General features: G+C 72.0%; 15 protein-coding genes. 10 read left to right on the top strand and 5 right to left on the bottom strand.

The window, feature by feature from the left end:
- Window positions 1-157 precede the first annotated feature (157 nt).
- A complete protein-coding gene (locus tag ACIQVL_RS28670) occupies window positions 158-1204 on the top strand; it encodes a zinc-binding dehydrogenase (RefSeq protein ID WP_403426047.1) in 1047 nt (348 codons plus the stop codon).
- A 108-nt stretch (window positions 1205-1312) separates the two neighbouring features.
- On the top strand, window positions 1313-1963 hold the full coding sequence (locus ACIQVL_RS28665) for a TetR/AcrR family transcriptional regulator (protein WP_403476736.1): 651 nt from the start codon (window positions 1313-1315) through the stop codon (window positions 1961-1963).
- On the opposite strand, the gene ACIQVL_RS28660 is transcribed toward ACIQVL_RS28665, so the two are convergent.
- On the bottom strand, window positions 1932-2567 hold the full coding sequence (locus tag ACIQVL_RS28660; protein ID WP_403426052.1) for a TetR/AcrR family transcriptional regulator: 636 nt from the start codon (window positions 2565-2567) through the stop codon (window positions 1932-1934). The two genes, ACIQVL_RS28665 and ACIQVL_RS28660, sit on opposite strands and share 32 nt — an antisense overlap.
- Window positions 2568-2705: 138 nt before the next feature.
- Here ACIQVL_RS28660 and ACIQVL_RS28655 point away from each other — a divergent pair, with 138 nt between their 5' ends.
- The 5 genes from ACIQVL_RS28655 (at window position 2706) to ACIQVL_RS28635 (ending at window position 9418) form a co-directional block, all read left to right on the top strand.
- The gene (locus ACIQVL_RS28655) at window positions 2706-3851 is read left to right on the top strand and encodes a VOC family protein (protein ID WP_403426054.1); all 1146 of its coding nucleotides are present in this window, start codon (window positions 2706-2708) and stop codon (window positions 3849-3851) included.
- Entirely contained in the window at window positions 3848-4786 is a 939-nt protein-coding gene (locus tag ACIQVL_RS28650; protein WP_403476735.1) for a fumarylacetoacetate hydrolase family protein, read from the top strand. The genes ACIQVL_RS28655 and ACIQVL_RS28650 overlap by 4 nt, the downstream gene beginning before the upstream one ends.
- Complete coding sequence (locus ACIQVL_RS28645) at window positions 4783-6405, top strand: bifunctional 3-(3-hydroxy-phenyl)propionate/3-hydroxycinnamic acid hydroxylase (RefSeq protein WP_403476734.1); 1623 nt, start codon at window positions 4783-4785, stop codon at window positions 6403-6405. Before ACIQVL_RS28650 ends, ACIQVL_RS28645 begins: the two co-directional genes overlap by 4 nt.
- A complete protein-coding gene (locus ACIQVL_RS28640; protein WP_403476733.1) occupies window positions 6402-8435 on the top strand; it encodes an acetoacetate--CoA ligase in 2034 nt (677 codons plus the stop codon). Before ACIQVL_RS28645 ends, ACIQVL_RS28640 begins: the two co-directional genes overlap by 4 nt.
- A gap of 278 nt (window positions 8436-8713) precedes the next feature.
- Entirely contained in the window at window positions 8714-9418 is a 705-nt protein-coding gene (locus ACIQVL_RS28635) for a hypothetical protein (RefSeq protein ID WP_403476732.1), read from the top strand.
- Between the two features lie 426 nt (window positions 9419-9844).
- Here ACIQVL_RS28635 and ACIQVL_RS28630 read toward each other — a convergent pair whose 3' ends face one another.
- Window positions 9845-10345: a metallophosphoesterase family protein gene (locus ACIQVL_RS28630; RefSeq protein ID WP_403476731.1), complete on the bottom strand. Its 501-nt coding sequence runs from the start codon at window positions 10343-10345 to the stop codon at window positions 9845-9847.
- A 124-nt stretch (window positions 10346-10469) separates the two neighbouring features.
- On the opposite strand from ACIQVL_RS28630, the gene ACIQVL_RS28625 reads away from it, so the two are divergent.
- Genes ACIQVL_RS28625 through ACIQVL_RS28615 form a run of 3 tightly spaced genes read left to right on the top strand, consistent with a single transcriptional unit; the run spans window position 10470 to window position 12915 of the window.
- Window positions 10470-10907 carry a MarR family winged helix-turn-helix transcriptional regulator gene (locus ACIQVL_RS28625; RefSeq protein WP_403426065.1) on the top strand — a complete coding sequence of 146 codons (438 nt, stop codon included), beginning with the start codon at window positions 10470-10472 and terminating at the stop codon, window positions 10905-10907.
- Window positions 10904-12322, top strand: a complete 1419-nt coding sequence (locus tag ACIQVL_RS28620; protein WP_403476730.1) for an MFS transporter — start codon at window positions 10904-10906, stop codon at window positions 12320-12322. The genes ACIQVL_RS28625 and ACIQVL_RS28620 overlap by 4 nt, the downstream gene beginning before the upstream one ends.
- An 8-nt stretch (window positions 12323-12330) precedes the next feature.
- Window positions 12331-12915, top strand: coding sequence for a hydrolase (locus tag ACIQVL_RS28615; protein ID WP_403426069.1), 585 nt, complete (start codon window positions 12331-12333; stop codon window positions 12913-12915).
- A 136-nt stretch (window positions 12916-13051) separates the two neighbouring features.
- Here the strand turns inward: ACIQVL_RS28615 and rfbD are convergent, their stop codons facing one another.
- Genes rfbD through ACIQVL_RS28600 form a run of 3 tightly spaced genes read right to left on the bottom strand, consistent with a single transcriptional unit; the run spans window position 13052 to window position 15995 of the window.
- A complete protein-coding gene (gene rfbD, locus ACIQVL_RS28610; RefSeq protein ID WP_403426071.1) occupies window positions 13052-13933 on the bottom strand; it encodes a dTDP-4-dehydrorhamnose reductase in 882 nt (293 codons plus the stop codon).
- Entirely contained in the window at window positions 13933-14931 is a 999-nt protein-coding gene (rfbB, locus tag ACIQVL_RS28605) for a dTDP-glucose 4,6-dehydratase (protein WP_403426072.1), read from the bottom strand. The genes rfbD and rfbB overlap by 1 nt, the downstream gene beginning before the upstream one ends.
- The gene (locus tag ACIQVL_RS28600) at window positions 14928-15995 is read right to left on the bottom strand and encodes a glucose-1-phosphate thymidylyltransferase (RefSeq protein WP_403426074.1); all 1068 of its coding nucleotides are present in this window, start codon (window positions 15993-15995) and stop codon (window positions 14928-14930) included. Before ACIQVL_RS28600 ends, rfbB begins: the two co-directional genes overlap by 4 nt.
- Window positions 15996-16120: the final 125 nt, after the last annotated feature.

Here is a 16120-nt window from a genome sequence, read left to right as displayed (position 1 = left end):
CCGCACGCCGTCAAGGCGTGTGACCCCCAGCCGCCGGGAGGCGTGCGGCACCCCCGCTGCCTGCCGTATGCCTCCCGGCCACCACAAGCCATTCAGACACCGCATGGCACCCGCCGCCCCGAAACCGTCGGGTGCCGCTCACAGAAAGCAGAACTTCATGGACACCATGCTCGCCGGACGCTTCCACCTGGACAGCAGGAAGTTCGCCGTGGAGGAGGTCCCCATCCCCGTACCGGGCCCGGGTGAGGTCCTCATCGAGGTCAAGGCCGCGGGCGTCTGCCTCTCCGACGTCCACCTGCTGGACGGCTCCCTCGTCCCGCTGTTCGCCGCCTCCGACACCGTCACCGTCGGCCACGAGGTCGCCGGTGTGATCCACACGCCCGGTCCCGACCTCAAGCGCGGCCTGGCCGTCGGCACCCGCGTCACCCTGGAGGCCGGCAAGACCTGCGGCAGGTGCGCCGGCTGCGTGCGCCGCCGCCCCTGCACCCAGATGCTCACCGCCGGCATCGACTACGACGGCGGCTGGGCCGAGTACGTGATCGCCCGCGAGGACACCCTCATCCCCATCCCCGACAGCCTCCCCTTCGACCAGGCCGCGATCATCCCCGACGCGGTCTCCACCCCCTACGCCGCCGTCGTCACCACCGCGGGCGTCCGTCCCGCCCAGTCCATCGGTGTCTGGGGCGTGGGCGGAGTCGGCGCCCACAACGTACGCGTCGCCCGCCTGGCCGGCGCCGCCCCGATCATCGCCGTCGACCCGCTGCCCAGCGCCCGCGAGCGCGCCCTCGCCTTCGGCGCGGACCACGCCCTGGACCCGGCCGCCCCCGACTTCGCCGACCAGGTACGCGCGGCCACCGACGGACGGGGCCTGGACTTCGCCTTCGACTGCGCCGGCGTCCCCGCCGTCCGCGAGCAGGCCGCCTCCGTCCTCGGCCTGGGCGGCTCCCTGATCCTGGTGGGCATCACCCCCAGGCCGCTCACCATCACCGAGGGCCTGACCTTCAACTACCTGCAGAAGCAGGTGCGCGGCCACTACGGCGGCACCCCGGAGTCGGTCACCGAGCTCGTGCGGCTGACCGCGGCCGGCCGCCTCGACCTGGCCCCCTCCATCACGGACCACATCCCGCTCGTCGACGCGGCCGACGCGGTCAGCCGTCTCGAGAACAAGACCGGCGACCCGATCCGCCTCATCCTCGTCCCCTGACGCCTGTCAGCAGGACACCAGGCCACCTCGGGCAGGGGTGAGTGGGCGCCGGTGCTTGAGGGAGCACCGGCGCCCACGGCTTTCCGGCGACCATGGAGAGACAGAACCATGCAGACGACCGACGCCCTGGGCCGTACTCCGCAGCGCAGGAATGCTCAATCCAACCGCAGGCGCATCCTCGCGGCCGCGCGGCAGAGTCTCCGGGAGGACCCCGACGCGAGTGTCGACGTCATCGCCGAGGCGGCCGGCGTCGCCCGGCGCACCTTCTACGGGCACTTCCCCAGTCGGCATGCGCTGATCGCCGACCTGACGAGCGAAGCAGGCGTTGAACTCCGGCAGGCGTTCGCCGCAGCCCGTACCCCGGTTGCCGGCCCGGCCGAGGCGCTGACGCGGATGGTGCTGGCGGCATGGGCGGTGGGTGACCAGTACCGCATGCTCATCGCCCTGGGGCGGCGCCATCCGGGCGAGGACGCGTTCCGCGCCACCCTGGCACCGGCCCGTGAGGAGGCCGTCGCGAACCTACGGCGCGGTCAGCGCGAAGGCGTCTTCGCGGACCACCTTCCAGCACCCGTCCTCGCTCAGGCGCTGGAGGCGCTGATGCTGGCCCTCGCCGAGGAGAGCGCCGCGTGCCCGTGGGAGGACGCCACCGGTGAGGCCGCGGCGACCACGTTCCTCGTCGCCGCCGGCGTGGCACCACGGGCGGCCGCGCTCCAGGTGCAGGACGTCGTCAGGCGGATTCGGGCAGCCGGCGCCGGGTGACCTCATGGGCGTCGTCCGGGGGGACGCCGAGCATGCGCAGGACCATCTCGGCCAGGTCGGAGGCGGCCTCGTCGCCGTCGAGGTCCGGGCGGTCCAGCCGGAGAGCCACCAGGGACAGCAGGGTGCCCCCCAGGGCGGACAGGGCGGTGGTCGCGTCGCCGCAGCTGAAGCGGCCCGACGCGATGCCGGTCTCCAGGTCGCGCAGGGCGCGCGGGGCGAGGCCGCGGTCGGAGTGGATATGGGCCAGTCCGCGGTCACGCAGGATCCGCAGGAGCTCCGGGTGGGAGTCGGCCATCCGGGCGGTGAGCCGGAAACCGGCCGAGACCAGCTCGGCCGGGTCGTCGATGCCTTCCACACGCGCGTCGATGACCTGCCCGAACTCCTCCAGGGCGTCCGTCACCGCCGCGTCGAACAGCTCCGTCTTCGACTCGAAGTGGTTGTAGAAGGACCCGAAACCGACATCGGCGCGCTCGGCGATCGCCTGGATGCTGGCGCTGGTGTCCCCGGTCTCCGCGAGGATCTGCCGGGCCGCACGGACGAGCGCCTGCCGGGTCTCGGCGCGGCGCCGCTCGAAGCGGTTCTTGGGCGGGGCTGACGTCGGCATACGGCCCAGTGTAACCACCGACACGATGACACTGCCATTACTGATGAGATCCTCAATTATTTGGGCCACCTCTATTGACGACGAGAAACGGCAGAGTTGATGATTTCCTCATTACGGCAGCGTTGCTTGGAGGGCACCATGTCCCACATCCCGGTTAACAAGGGCGGTCCTCTGACGCCCCACCAAGACCTCCACAGTGAGCAGGGCGCCCTGCGCGGAGAGCACCCCGGACGGTCCCGGAACCCCGTGATCAAGGTGGCGGACCTGGCCTGGCTGGAGTTCGAGAAGCCCGACCTGGACCGGGCCGAGGTGTTCGCAGGTGACTTCGGCTTCGCGATCGCCGCCCGCACCCGGCACGAGCTGTGGCTGCGCGGCACCTTCGAGGGCCCTCCCTGCATGGTCATCCGGCGCGGGAGCGCATCCCGCTTCATCGGGCCGGCGTTCCGCGCGGCCGAGCGGGCCGATGTGGACCGGCTGGCCGCCGCCGTCGGACACACCGCCCGGGACATCGACGTCCCCGGCGGCGGCCGATCGGTCGCCCTGTTCGACCCCTCGGGCCTTCCGGTCCGGGTGGTGCACTGCGCCGAACCGCTGCCCGCACTGCCCGGGCAGGAGCCGCTGGTCCTGAATTTCGGCACGGATCACCGCCGTACCAACGCCACCCAGCGCCCGCCCCGCGAGCCGTCCCGCATCCAGCGCCTCGGCCATGTGGTGCTGGAGACACGGACGTTCGCCCGCACCCTGGACTGGTACCTGGACACCCTCGGGATGATCGTGTCCGACTTCCTGTTCCTGGACGGGCAGCGCGAGCGTGGGCCGACCATGGCGTTCATCCGCTGCGACCAGGGCAGCCGGCCCGTGGACCACCACACCCTCGCCCTGCACCTGGGCCCCGGTACCGGCTACGTCCACTCCGCCTACCAGGTCACCGACCTCGACGCGATCGCCGCCGGCGGGGAGTACCTGGCCGAGCGCGGCTACCGGCGCAGCTGGGGGATCGGCCGGCACATCCAGGGCAGCCAGCTCTTCGACTACTGGCGCGACCCCGACCGCTTCATGCTGGAGCACTTCGCCGACGGCGACCTGTTCTCCTGCGACCTCGAACCCGGCTGGGCGCCGATGTCGGCGAGCGGCCTGGCCCAGTGGGGCCCGCCGGTCACCCGCGACTTCCTGGGCACCAACCCCTCCCCCGCCAAGCTCCGCGAGGTCATGACGGCCCTGCGCGGCGACAACGAACTCGACCCCGCACGCCTGCTGGGCCTGATGAAAGCGATGAGCTCATGAGCACCAACGTTCTGCGCACCCCCGACGGCTGGTGGGCCGTCCGGAGCGAGCGCGCCGTCCGCATCGAGACCAAGGCGGTCACCACCGCCGAACTGATCGCCGACCGGGAGGCCGTGCAGGAGGCCGCCGCCTCCGGCGAGAGCGGCACACCCCTGGCCGGCCTGGTGGCGCTGCCCCCGGTCACCACCCCCTGCCGGGTGGTGGCCCAGATGGTCAACTACCGCAGCCACGCGAAGGATTCGGGCTTCACCGGCGACATCCCGCCCACCTTCTTCCGCAAGGCGTCCGGCTCGGTGAGCGGCCCGCACGACACGATCGTCCGCCCGGCACACGTGAACTTCCTCGACTACGAGGTGGAGCTCGGCCTCGTCATGGGCGCACCGCTGCCCGTGGGCACCGTCGTGGAGGAGCAGGACCTGCCGTCGTATGTCGCCGGGCTCGTCCTCACCAACGACGTCAGTGCCCGCGACGTCCAGCTGACCAAGACCCAGTTCTACGAGAGCAAGTCCTACCCGACATTCACACCGACGGGGCCGTACCTGGCCCTGCTGGAGCCCGAGGACTTCACCCGTCTGATCGACCTGCGGCTGCGACTGAACGTCAACGGCGTACCGCGCCAGGACCGCACCCTGGCCGACATGATCGTACGACCGGCGCAGGCGCTCACCCTGCTCGCCCGCTTCCAGACCCTCGCCCCGGGCGACCTGCTGCTCACCGGCACACCCGGCGGCACCGCCCTGAAGGCCCCGCCCAAGCCGGTCGAGAAGATCGCCGCCCTGCTGCCGCCCGCGCTGAAGTGGAAGGCGTTCTTCAACGGCCAGGCCAAGAACCCCCGGTACCTGCGCGACGGCGACCTCGTCACCGCCACCATCGCCACCCCCGACGGGCACATCGACCTGGGCGAGCAGCGGACCGCTGTGGCGGACGCGAGGTGAGCACCGCATCCCGGAGACAGGTGGTCATCATCGGCGCGGGACCCGTGGGCGTTACGGCCGCGCTTCTGCTGGCCCGGCACGGAGTGCCCAGCCTCGTCCTGGAACGCCACCGGGACGTCTACCCCTTGCCACGCGCTGTCGTCGTCGACGACGAGGTCCGCCGGATCCTGCAGAGTGTCGGCGTCCACGAGAAGTTCGCCGCCCTCGCCCGGCCGGCACGCGGGCTGCGGCTGCTGGACGCCCGGCACCGCGTGATCGCCGAATTCACGCGGTCGCGGCACGGGCATCACGGCTTCCCCCAGACCAGCATGTTCGACCAGCCGGACCTGGAGCGGCTGCTGCGCGACGCTCTGGCGCGCCGCCCGGAGTGCGAGCTGTGGGGCGGCGCGGAGGTCGTGTCCATCGCCCAGGACACGGACGGGGCGGCACCGGTCCGGGTCACCTTCCGCCGCGACGGCAGCGACGAGGACGAGCACGTGTGGGCCGATGCCGTCCTCGGCTGCGACGGCGCGGGCGGCCTCACCCGCGAGGCCATCGGCGCCGTGTGGGAGGACCTGCACTTCGAGGAGAGCTGGCGGGTCATCGACGTACGCACCAGCCGCCCGGTGCGGACCTGGGAGGGCGTCGACCAGATCTGCTGCCCCACCCAGCCCGCCACCTTCATGCGCCTCGGCAAGGACCGCTACCGCTGGGAGTTCCGGCTGCCCGCCGACGTACACCTGGACGGCCCGGACGGCCGGGAACGCCTGCGCGAGCTGGTCGCCCCCTGGGTGGACCTGCCGTCCGCCGCCTCCTGGAGCGACGACTTCGAGGTGATCCGGCAGGCGCAGTACACCTTCCGGGCCCGCCTCGCCGACCGGTGGCGCCGGGGACGCGTCTTCCTGCTGGGCGACGCGGCCCACCTCACGCCTCCCTTCATCGGCCAGGGTCTGTGCGCGGGCCTGCGCGACGCCCGAAACCTCACCTGGAAGCTCGCCCGTGTTCTCCGGCAGGGCGCGGACGACTTGCTTCTGGACACGTACGAGCGCGAGCGCAAGCCGCACGCCCGCTACGTGATCCGGCTCGCGGTGGCCATCGGCTGGGCCATGACGGGCGGGCAGGACCGTGGCGCCGCACTTCGCCGGGCCGTCGTCGGCGCGGCCTGCCGCCTCCCCGCCGTGACCGCGGCGGTGAGCCGCGACCTCAGCCCCGCGCTGACCGCCGGCCCACTGGTTCGGCGCCGCCCCAGGCGCATCGGACGCGGGCTGACCGGCACCTTCTGCCCTCAGCCCTGGGTGATCGTCGACGGCAGGCGAACGCGCCTGGACGACGTCCTCGGAGACTCCTTCGCCCTGCTGACCGCCGTGCCGTCCACCCCGCACATGACGGCCCTGGCCACGGCACTCGACGCAGCCACGATCCACGTCGACACCCTGGATGACGACGGCGTCCTGGGCGCCTGGCTGGCGCGCGGCCGGGCCGACGCCGCCCTGCTGCGCCCCGACCGCGTCGTGATGGACACCGTCCCCGCCGGGACCGGCCGCTTCCCGGACCCCACGGCCTGGGCCTCCCTGCTCCACACGGCCCGCCGCACCACCGATGCCCGGTCCGTCCCCACGCCGAGGAGCACCACACCATGACCACCCAGCACTCCACACCGCTTCCGGAACCGTTTCTGCCGCCCGACCCGAAGACGGCCGCCGGCAGCCGCATCGCGGACTTCGCCCGCTGGGCCGCCCGGCACCAGGGCGCCGAAGGCATCCAGGACTCCACCGACTACCAGGCCCTGCACCACTGGTCCGTCACCGACCTCGAAGGCTTCTGGTCGGCAGTGTGGAAGTACTTCGACATCGACGCCGCCACCCCGTACGAGCGGGTGCTGGCCGAGGAGACCATGCCCGGCGCCCGCTGGTTCACCGGCGCCACCCTCAACTACGCCCACCACGCACTGCGCAACCTGCACCCGGACGCACCCGCGATCACCGCGCTGGACGAGACAGGGGCCGGCTACGAGATCACCGGCCGGCAGCTGCGCGCCCAGGTCGCCTCCGTCGCGGCCACCCTGCGCGACCTGGGCGTCGAACAGGGCGACCGGGTGGTCGGCTACCTGCCCAACACACCCCACGCCGTCATCGCCTTCCTCGCCACGGCCAGCCTGGGCGCGGTGTGGTCGGTGTGCGGCCAGGACTACGCCCCCACTGCCGCAGCCGACCGCTTCGCCCAGCTCCAACCCACGGTGCTCATCACGGCGGACGGCTACCTCTTCAACGGCACCCGCCACGACCGCCGCGCAGCCTCCCTCGAACTGGCCGACGCCCTTCCCGCACTGAGCGCCGTAGTGCTCGTGGACCACCTGGGCCTCACCTGGCCCGAGACCCGGCACGCCGGCCTGACGGTGCCCTGGGAAGACGCGGCCACCCGCACCGAACACCTCACCGTCACTCCGGTGCCGTTCGACCATCCGCTGTGGATCGTCTTCTCCTCCGGCACCACCGGCCTGCCCAAGGGCATCGTCCACGGCCACGGCGGCGTCCTGGTCGAACACCTCAAGATCCTCGCCCTGCACTGCGACCTGGGCATCGGCGACCGTCTGCTGTGGTACACCACCACCCACTGGATGATGTGGAACCTGGTCGTCTCCACTCTGCTGACCGGCGCCACCACCTGCACCTACGACGGCAGCCCCGCGCCGGTGGCCCGCCCGGACGTCCTGTGGGAGCTGGCGGCCCGCCACAGGGTCACCGTCTTCGGCACCAGCCCCCAGTACCTCCTGGCCATGGCCAAACTGGGCATCGAACCCGCCGCGCACGACCTGTCGGCCATCCGCGCCGTCGGCAGCACCGGCTCCGCCCTGCCCGCCTCCGCCTACCCCTGGGTCCGCGACCACGTGGGCACCGGTGTCCAGCTGGCCTCCACCAGCGGCGGCACCGACGTCGTCTCCGCCTTCGCCGGCAGCGCCCCCACGACCCCCGTCTGGGCGGGCGAGGTGTCCGCCCCCAACCTCGGTGTGGCGCTCGCGGCGTACGACGAAGCGGGACAACCGGTCGTCGACCAGGTCGGCGAACTGGTCGTCACCCGCCCCATGCCCTCCATGCCGCTGTACTTCTGGAACGACTCCGACGGCACCCGCTACCGCGACGCCTACTTCACCGCCTACCCGGGCCTGTGGCGGCACGGCGACTGGATCACCCGCACCTCCCACGGCTCGGTGATCGTCCACGGCCGCTCCGACGCCACCCTCAACCGCAACGGCGTACGCCTGGGCAGCGCCGACATCCACGACATCGTCGAACGCCTCCCCGAGATCACCGAGGCCCTCGTCATCGGTGCGGAGGAACCCGACGGCGGCTACTGGATGCCTTTGTTCGTCGTCCCCGCGCCCGGCGTCACGCTGGACGACGCCCTGCGCGAGACGATCCGCGAAGCCATCCGGACCGGCGCCTCGCCCCGCCACGTCCCCGACGAGATCCTCGCGGTGCCGGCCATCCCGCACACCAGGACCGGCAAGAAACTCGAGGTCCCGGTCAAGCGCCTCCTCCAGGGTGTCTCCGTCGAGCAGGTCCTCAGTCCGTCGGCCGTCGACAACCCGGACCTGGTCGCCTACTTCGCCGGCCTGGGAGCCGACCGCCGCCAGGCCCGTCAACCGCACACCGTCGAGGACGCTTCATGAGCCTCTCCGCCGCACTGGCCTGTGCCGGCTTCACCGTGCTGTGATCACCCACGTGCGCAAGGGGGCGGACCGCCCGGACCCGTCCCCACGGCGGGGTGTGCGGCCCTGGTCTCGTGGTATCTCGTGCTCCCTGCCGGTGTCGGGACGTGACCCCGGCCGAGCGGTCCTGCGGTACCTGTGACACGCAGGACCGTCCTGCTCGTCGGCTGCTGCGCGTCGGCGGCGCAGCCCCCTCAGTTCTGTGAGCGAGCCCGCGCCTGCGCTGGCAGACTGAATCTGTGGTTCCGCTGACGGCCGCGGCCGAGCAGGCCGCGGCCTCATCTCTCACCGGCGCCGGTGTGGTGTCGACCTGCGCGTTGCTCTTCACCGTCGCCTCGTTCTGGTGGCTCAACGCCAGGCAGGGTCGCCTGAAGTCGTGGGAGCCTCATGCCTTCGCAGCGATCGTGCACTCTTCCACGGCCCGCCTGCGACTCCCGCTCGTCCTTCACAACACGGGCCCGAAACCGATCGTCGTACAGGACCTCCTCCTGACCTTTCCTGACGAGCCCGCTTCCCACCTGCCGCTGCTGTGGGTGTCCTCACCGTCCCGACTCCAGCCGGGGCCGGACGAGGACGCGAGACTGCCGGCCGGCTTCGTCGTTGCCGGCAGGGAAGCACGGCAGCTCTTCATCGAGTTCGAGGCACCCTTCTCCGGGTTGATGCCGGAAGCCCGTGACTACAAGGTCCAGCTGCAAGCGAGGGTCGGCCACCGCAAGGGGTGGCGCCGCCTGCTGACGTTCACCCTGCGGGCCGCCAACATCATCGATCCGGATCGCTACACCGTCTACAACAACGCACCGGTCGAACTGACGAAGGAAGATCAGAAAAGAGCGGACGCCGCGCTCGTCGAGCTGCTGGAGGAGCAAGGGGACGGATCCGCTCCGGGCGGCGGAAGTCAGCGGAATTCTTCGCATGACGACGGCGACGCCGGCGCAAGCCGCTGATGCGGCACCCGCCGACCGAGAACGTGCCTGAGGCGAGCACAGGAGTGCACGACTGCTGCGGCTTCGCCCAGCCTGGGATCTCCACACCGATGCGGGCGGCCGCCGTCCCCATGAACCCCGCCGGGCTGGCAGGCCCTGGTGAGGATGCCGGTCGAGAACGCCCGCACGGGTCCGCCGAACGAGCCGTGGCCGACGTACCGGACCGCTCGCCTCGCCGACGGCCGCCCGACCGCAGCCCCCTCTCTCCGGCACCCCTCCCGCGCAGGCGGAGACACTGGCACCGACCGCCGTCTCCTGCCCATCGGAACTCGACGGCAGGGCCACCTGCTGCACCGGCCCGCCATGAAGGCCGCGCAGGAGAAGCGGTGGAGCAGGATCGACGGGGTCGGGACCGCACCCTGACGGACCGCACCCTGACGGACCCGCTCAGCGCGGCGGCAGCCGGTGCAGGGTCACCTCCGTCAGGGTCCCGTCCGCGACGGTCGCGGTGAGGTAGGTGCAGTGCGGCTGGCGTCGGCGGTCGGTCGGGGAGCCGGGGTTGAGCAGGCGCAGGCCGCCGGGGGCCGTGGTGTCCCAGGGGATGTGGCTGTGCCCGAAGACCAGCACGTCCAGGTCGGGGAAGCGGGCGGCACAGCGGGCCTCGCGGCCCTGGGCCGGACCGGTCTCGTGGACCACTCCGAAGCGCAGGCCGCCCAGCTCGGCGTGGGCCACCTCGGGGAGCCGGGCGCGCAGGCCCGGACCGTCGTTGTTGCCGTACACCCCGACGAGCCGGCGGCTGCGGCTCTCCAGCAGGTCGAGGGTGGCCTCGTCGACCCAGTCGCCGGCGTGCAGGACGACGTCGGCGCGCGGGAGTTCGGCGAGGAGTTGGTCCGGGAGCCGCTTGGCGCGCAGTGGGAGGTGGGTGTCGGAGGTGAGGAGCAGGCGCACCCGGCCAGGGTAGGCCAAGGGGCCCCGCGGAGATCTTCAGCCCTGACTAAACAGTTCTGGCTTAACAGTTCCAGCTGGACAGTTCCGACTGGACAGTTCCGGCTGACGGTTCTACGGTGGGCGCATGGCAGAGATCTCCGACTCCGCGACCCGCGCGGCGCGCGACCTGCGCGTGATGTTCAGCAGGATGCGCCGCCGCATCCGCGAGGTGGCCCAGGACGCGGACCTCACCCCGTCCCAGGAGTCGGCCCTCACCCTGGTCTCGAAACACGGCGCGGCCACGGCCAGTGCGCTGGCCTCCGCCGAAGGGGTGCGCCCGCAGTCGATGGCGGCCACCCTGGCCGCGCTCGACCAGCAGGGCCTGATCCGCCGCAGCCCCGACCCGACCGACGGCCGCCGCCAGCTGGTCACCCTGACCGAGGCCGGCCAGTCCCGGGTCGAGGGCAACCGCCAGGCGCGCGACGAGTGGCTGGCCCGCGCCTTCCAGGACCGGTACACCGAGGACGAGCGCCGGACCCTGCTCACCGCGATCGAGCTGCTCGAACGGCTGTCGCGCCCGTGATACCGAGGCTCACCGCAGGAACCCGCAAGGACACCCGCCCGGCCCCCGCCGGATTCGACCGGCGGCTGATCGCGCCGATGGTCCTCGGGTCCGTACTGAACCCGATCAACTCCTCGATGATCGCGGTGGCCCTGGTACCGATCGGCATCGCCTTCGGGGCCCCGCCCGCCGAGACGGCCTGGCTGGTCACGGCGCTCTACCTGGCGACCGCCGTGGGCCAGCCGGTGATCGGCCGGCTCGTGGACATGTACGGGCCGCGCAGGCTCTACCTCGCCGGCACCGGCCTGGTGGGCGTCGCAGGGCTGATGGGCGCCCTCGCCCCCACACTGGGCGTGCTGATCGCGGCGCGGGTACTGCTCGGCTTCGGCACGTCGGCGGCGTACCCGGCGGCGATGCGGCTGACCCGCAGCGAGGCCGAGCGCACCGGGCAGGACAGCCCGGCCGGCGTGCTGACCGCGCTCGCCGTGTCCGCCCAGACCGTGGCCGTGGTCGGTCCGACGTTGGGCGGGATACTGATCGGCGCCGGCGGCTGGCACCTGGTGTTCACCGTCAACGTGCCGCTCTCCGCGGCCTGCCTGGTGCTCGGCGTGAAGTGGCTGCCGAGGACCCCGACCGCCGGGCAGCGGCAGCAGCAGCGCATGGACCTGCCCGGCATGGCCCTGTTCGCCGTCCTGCTGGTCTCGCTGATGCTGTTCCTGATGAGCCCGGGACCCGGCCGCTGGTACCTGCCGGCGCTGACCGTGGCCACGGCCGCCGTCTTCGCCGCCCGGGAGCTGCGGGTGCCCGATCCGTTCGTCGACCTGCGCGTCCTCGGCGGCAACGTCCCGCTCGTCGTCACGTACGTGCGCCAACTGCTCGCGTACACCACCTCGTACGCCTTCCTGTACGGCTACACGCAGTGGCTGGAGCAGGGCCGCGGGCTCAGTGCCTCCACGGCCGGGCTCGCGCTGCTCCCGCTGTCGGCCGCCGCGCTCGTCACCGCCACGGTCACCGGCCGCCGGGAGGCCGTCCGCGGCAAGCTGGTGATCGGCTCCGTGCTGCAGATCGCGGGCTGCGCGGCCCTGCTCCTGGTCGGCGCCGGCAGCCCGGTCTGGCTGCTGCTCGCGGTCGGCGCACTGCTCGGCGTCCCGCAGGGCCTGCTCGGACTCGCCGCGCAGACCGCGCTGTACCGGCAGGCCGACCCGGAGCGGATCGGTTCCGCGGCCGGACTGCTGCGCACCTTCATGTACCTCGGCGCGCTGGGTGCCTCCGCCGCCACCGCGGCGTTCTACCCGCACCGCGCCGACACGGGCGGGCTGCACGGCCTGGCCCTGTTCATGCTCGCCGGCTCGGCACTGCTGCTGGCGATCACCCTGCCGGACCGCTCGCTGGCCCGGCTCACCCCCGCACCCCGTCAAGCCCCCCGAAAGGCCTGATCCACCCCATGTCTCTGAGCACGCTCGACCCGCGCACCGCCCTTGTCGTCATCGACCTTCAGCAGGGCATCGTGGGCATGCCCACCCAGCCGTACAGCGGCCCCGAGGTGGTGGCCCGCACGGTGGAGCTCGCCGACGCCTTCCGCGCCCGGGACCTGCCCGTCGTCCTGGTCCGGGTCTCCTTCGCGGCCGACTTCGCCGACGCCGTCCCGGGCCGCACCGAGCGCCAGGCCCGCGGCCTCGCCTTCCCGGAGGGCTGGGACACCGTCGTCGACGAGCTGTCCGGTCACGAGGGCGACATCCACGTCACCAAGCACAACTGGAGCGCCTTCCACGGCACCGACCTCGACGTCCAGCTGCGCCGCCGGGGCGTCACCCAGATCGTGCTGACCGGCATCGCCACCAGCATCGGTGTGGAGTCCACCGCCCGGGACGCCTACGCGCACGGCTACCACGTGACGCTCGCGACGGACGCCATGGCCGACGGCGACGGCGAGGCGCACGCCGGCAGCGTCGAGCGGATCTTCCCGCGGCTCGGCGAGTCCGGCAGCACGGCCGAGGTCCTGGAGCTGCTCGCCAAGACCCACGGCTGAACGCTGATACCGGACGGCTTCGCCGGGGCGGGTTCCCACTGCCCCGGCGAAGCCGTCCGGTACGCCGCAGGGCGGCCGACGTGCTCGATGAGCCGTCGGCCGCCCTGCGGCGCGTTGCTGCGAAGTGCTGTAGGCCTTACGCCGACATCTCCTTGCGGATGAGCGGGAGCCCCTCCGCGAGGGCCTGCCGCCAGTCCCGCAGCGGTTCCAGACCGGCCTCGGACCACCGGTCGTGCCCGAGGGCGCTGTAGGCGGGGCGGGGTGCCGGGCGGACGAACGCCTCACTGGTGGTGGGGCGGACCCGCTCGGGGTCGGCGCCGAGCAGGCGGAACACCTCCCGGGCCAGCTCGCACCAGGTGGCCGCGCCGGAGTTGGTGCCGTGGAAGACGCCGTGCGCGCGGTCGTCCCTGCCCAGGCGGGGACCCAGGTCGGCGATCCGGGCGGCCAGGTCGGCGCTCCAGGTGGGCTGGCCGCGCTGGTCGTCGACGACGTCGAGGGTGTCCCGGCGGGACTCCAGTTCGATCATCGTGCGCACGAAATTCTTCCCGTGCGTGCCGTACAGCCAGGCGGTGCGGACCACCGCGCTCGCGCCCGGGAGTTCTTCCAGGACGGCCCGCTCGCCCGCGAGCTTGGTCCGCCCGTAGGCGGTGCGCGGGGCGGTCGGGTGGTCCTCGGGGTACGGGCTGGTGCGCGCCTCGCCGTCGAAGACGTAGTCCGTCGAGACGTGCACGAGGCGGGCGCCGTGCCGGGCGGCGGCGCGGGCCAGCAGGCGCGGGCCCGCGCCGTTGATCAGCAGGGCCCGCTCCTCGTCGGTCTCGGCGTCGTCGACGGCGGTGTACGCGGCGCAGTTGACCACGAGGTCGGGCCGGTGCTCGGCGAGCGCCGAGTCCACCGAGTCGGCGCTGGTGATGTCGAGGCCGGCGCGGCCGAGGGCCACGGCCTCCTCACCACGGCGGGCGAGTTCCTCGGTCACGTCGTGGCCGAGCATGCCGCCCGCTCCGGCGACGAGCCACTTCATCAGTGCTTCTCCTGCTCCTTGCGGGACTCCAGGGCGGCGCGCTCCTTGAGCGGCTCCCACCAGTCCCGGTTGTCGCGGTACCAGGCGACGGTGTCGGCGAGGCCGGAGGTGAAGTCGTGCTTGGGGGTGTAGCCCAGCTCGTCGTGGATCTTGCTCCAGTCGACGGAGTAGCGCTGGTCGTGGCCCTTGCGGTCGGCGACCCGGTCCACGCGCTCCCAGTCGGCGCCGCAGGCTTCGAGGAGCAGCCCGGTGAGCTCCTTGTTGCTGAGCTCGGTGCCGCCGCCGATGTTGTAGACCTCGCCGGCTCGGCCACCGGTGCGGACCAGGTCGATGCCCTGGCAGTGGTCCTCGACGTGCAGCCAGTCGCGGACGTTGCTGCCGTCGCCGTACAGGGGCACGTTCTTGCCGTCGAGGAGGTTGCTCACGAAGAGCGGGATGACCTTCTCGGGGAACTGGTGCGGCCCGTAGTTGTTGGAGCAGCGGGTGACGCGGACGTCCAGGCCGTGGGTGCGGTGGAAGGCCAGCGCGAGCAGGTCCGAGGAGGCCTTGGAGGCGGAGTACGGCGAGTTCGGCTGCAGCGGGTGGGTCTCGGGCCAGGAGCCGGTCTCGATGGAGCCGTAGACCTCGTCGGTGGAGACGTGCACGAACGGGCCGACGTTGTGGCGCAGGGCCGCGTCGAGCAGGGTCTGGGTGCCGACCACGTTGGTGCGGACGAACGCGCCGGCGCCGTCGATGGAGCGGTCCACGTGGGACTCGGCGGCGAAGTGCACGACCTGGTCGGCGTCGGCCATGAGCCGGTCGACCAGCTCGGCGTCGCAGATGTCGCCCTGCACGAAGGTCAGGCGGGGGTGCGACGCGGGCAGGTTCGTCAGGGTGCCCGCGTAGGTGAGCTTGTCCAGCACGGTGATGTGCGGCGCGTCAGGGGCGGTGTCGGCGAGCAGGCCGCGGACGTACGTGGAGCCGATGAAGCCGGCGGCGCCGGTGACGAGGAGATTCATGAACGGATCTGCACCTTGCTGTGGTCTCCGAGAACGAGGCGGTGGGCGCTGGGGGTGCCGGGTGCCGGGGTGACCTCGACGTGCCGGCCGATCAGCGAGGACTCGATCCGGCCCACCCCGTCGATGGACGAGTCCCGCAGCACTATGGAGAACTCCAGCTCACTCTCGGTGATCCGGCAGTTCTCGGCGACCGACGTGAAGGGGCCCACGTAGGAGTCGCCGACGACGGTCCCGGCGCCGATCACGGCGGGGCCGACGATCCGGGAGTTGGTGACGCACGCACCGGCCTCGACGACCACGCGGCCGACGATCTGGCTGGCCTCGTCGACCTCGCCGTCGATGCGCGGCTCCTGGGACTCCAGGACGGTCCGGTTGACCTCCAGCATGTCGACGACGTTGCCGGTGTCCTTCCAGTAGCCCTTGATCACCGTGGAGCGCACGTCGGCGCGCTGGTCGATGAGGTGCTGGATGGCGTGGGTGATCTCCAGCTCGCCGCGCCAGGACGGCTTGATGGCGCGCACGGCGTCGTGGATGGCGGGCGTGAAGAGGTAGACGCCGACCAGGGCGAGGTCGCTCTTGGGCTCCTGCGGCTTCTCCTCCAGGCCGACCACCTGACCGTCGGCGTCCAGCTCGGCGACGCCGAAGGCGCGCGGGTTGGGCACGTGGGTGAGGAGGATCTGGGCGTCGGGGCGGGTCTGCCGGAACTCGTCGACGAGTCCGCTGATGCCGCCGACGATGAAGTTGTCGCCGAGGTACATGACGAAGTCGTCGTCGCCGAGGAACTCGCGGGCGATCAGCACCGCGTGGGCCAGGCCCAGCGGCTGGTCCTGGGGGATGTAGGTGACGTCCAGGCCGAACTTCGACCCGTCGCCGACCGCCTCCTCGATCTCGGCGGCGGTGTCGCCGACGATCATCCCGACCTCGGTGACGCCCGCGGCGGCCAGGGATTCGAGCCCGTAGAAGAGCACGGGTTTGTTCGCCACCGGTACGAGCTGTTTCGCCGATGTGTGGGTGATCGGCCGCAGCCGTGTGCCGGCACCGCCGGAGAGCACCAAAGCCTTCATTCGCTACACCTTATAGGTGAACATCTGGTTTAGACGTTCTTCTTTTTTCCTGACTGGTTACGACAGTATGGCCTTGGCGCGGACGTCATGTGACCACGAGGTGCCCCGGAACGGCATCCCGTCCG

This window comes from Streptomyces sp. NPDC090499 (assembly GCF_044769305.1).
GTDB lineage: Bacteria > Actinomycetota > Actinomycetes > Streptomycetales > Streptomycetaceae > Streptomyces.
The sequence above is the reverse complement of the archived record's forward strand: the minus strand, read 5'-3'. Positions and strand labels throughout refer to the sequence as shown.

What these genes read in the sequence shown, in the direction of transcription:
- ACIQVL_RS28650 (WP_403476735.1), top strand. Translation starts at nt 3,848, where the DNA reads ATGAGCACCAACGTTCTGCGCACCCCCGACGGCTGGTGGGCCGTCCGG.
- ACIQVL_RS28600 (WP_403426074.1), bottom strand. Translation starts at nt 15,995, where the DNA reads ATGAAGGCTTTGGTGCTCTCCGGCGGTGCCGGCACACGGCTGCGGCCG.
- ACIQVL_RS28615 (WP_403426069.1), top strand. Translation starts at nt 12,331, where the DNA reads ATGTCTCTGAGCACGCTCGACCCGCGCACCGCCCTTGTCGTCATCGAC.
- ACIQVL_RS28625 (WP_403426065.1), top strand. Translation starts at nt 10,470, where the DNA reads ATGGCAGAGATCTCCGACTCCGCGACCCGCGCGGCGCGCGACCTGCGC.
- ACIQVL_RS28670 (WP_403426047.1), top strand. Translation starts at nt 158, where the DNA reads ATGGACACCATGCTCGCCGGACGCTTCCACCTGGACAGCAGGAAGTTC.
- ACIQVL_RS28660 (WP_403426052.1), bottom strand. Translation starts at nt 2,567, where the DNA reads ATGCCGACGTCAGCCCCGCCCAAGAACCGCTTCGAGCGGCGCCGCGCC.
- rfbD (WP_403426071.1), bottom strand. Translation starts at nt 13,933, where the DNA reads ATGAAGTGGCTCGTCGCCGGAGCGGGCGGCATGCTCGGCCACGACGTG.
- rfbB (WP_403426072.1), bottom strand. Translation starts at nt 14,931, where the DNA reads ATGAATCTCCTCGTCACCGGCGCCGCCGGCTTCATCGGCTCCACGTAC.
- ACIQVL_RS28655 (WP_403426054.1), top strand. Translation starts at nt 2,706, where the DNA reads ATGTCCCACATCCCGGTTAACAAGGGCGGTCCTCTGACGCCCCACCAA.
- ACIQVL_RS28665 (WP_403476736.1), top strand. Translation starts at nt 1,313, where the DNA reads ATGCAGACGACCGACGCCCTGGGCCGTACTCCGCAGCGCAGGAATGCT.
- ACIQVL_RS28640 (WP_403476733.1), top strand. Translation starts at nt 6,402, where the DNA reads ATGACCACCCAGCACTCCACACCGCTTCCGGAACCGTTTCTGCCGCCC.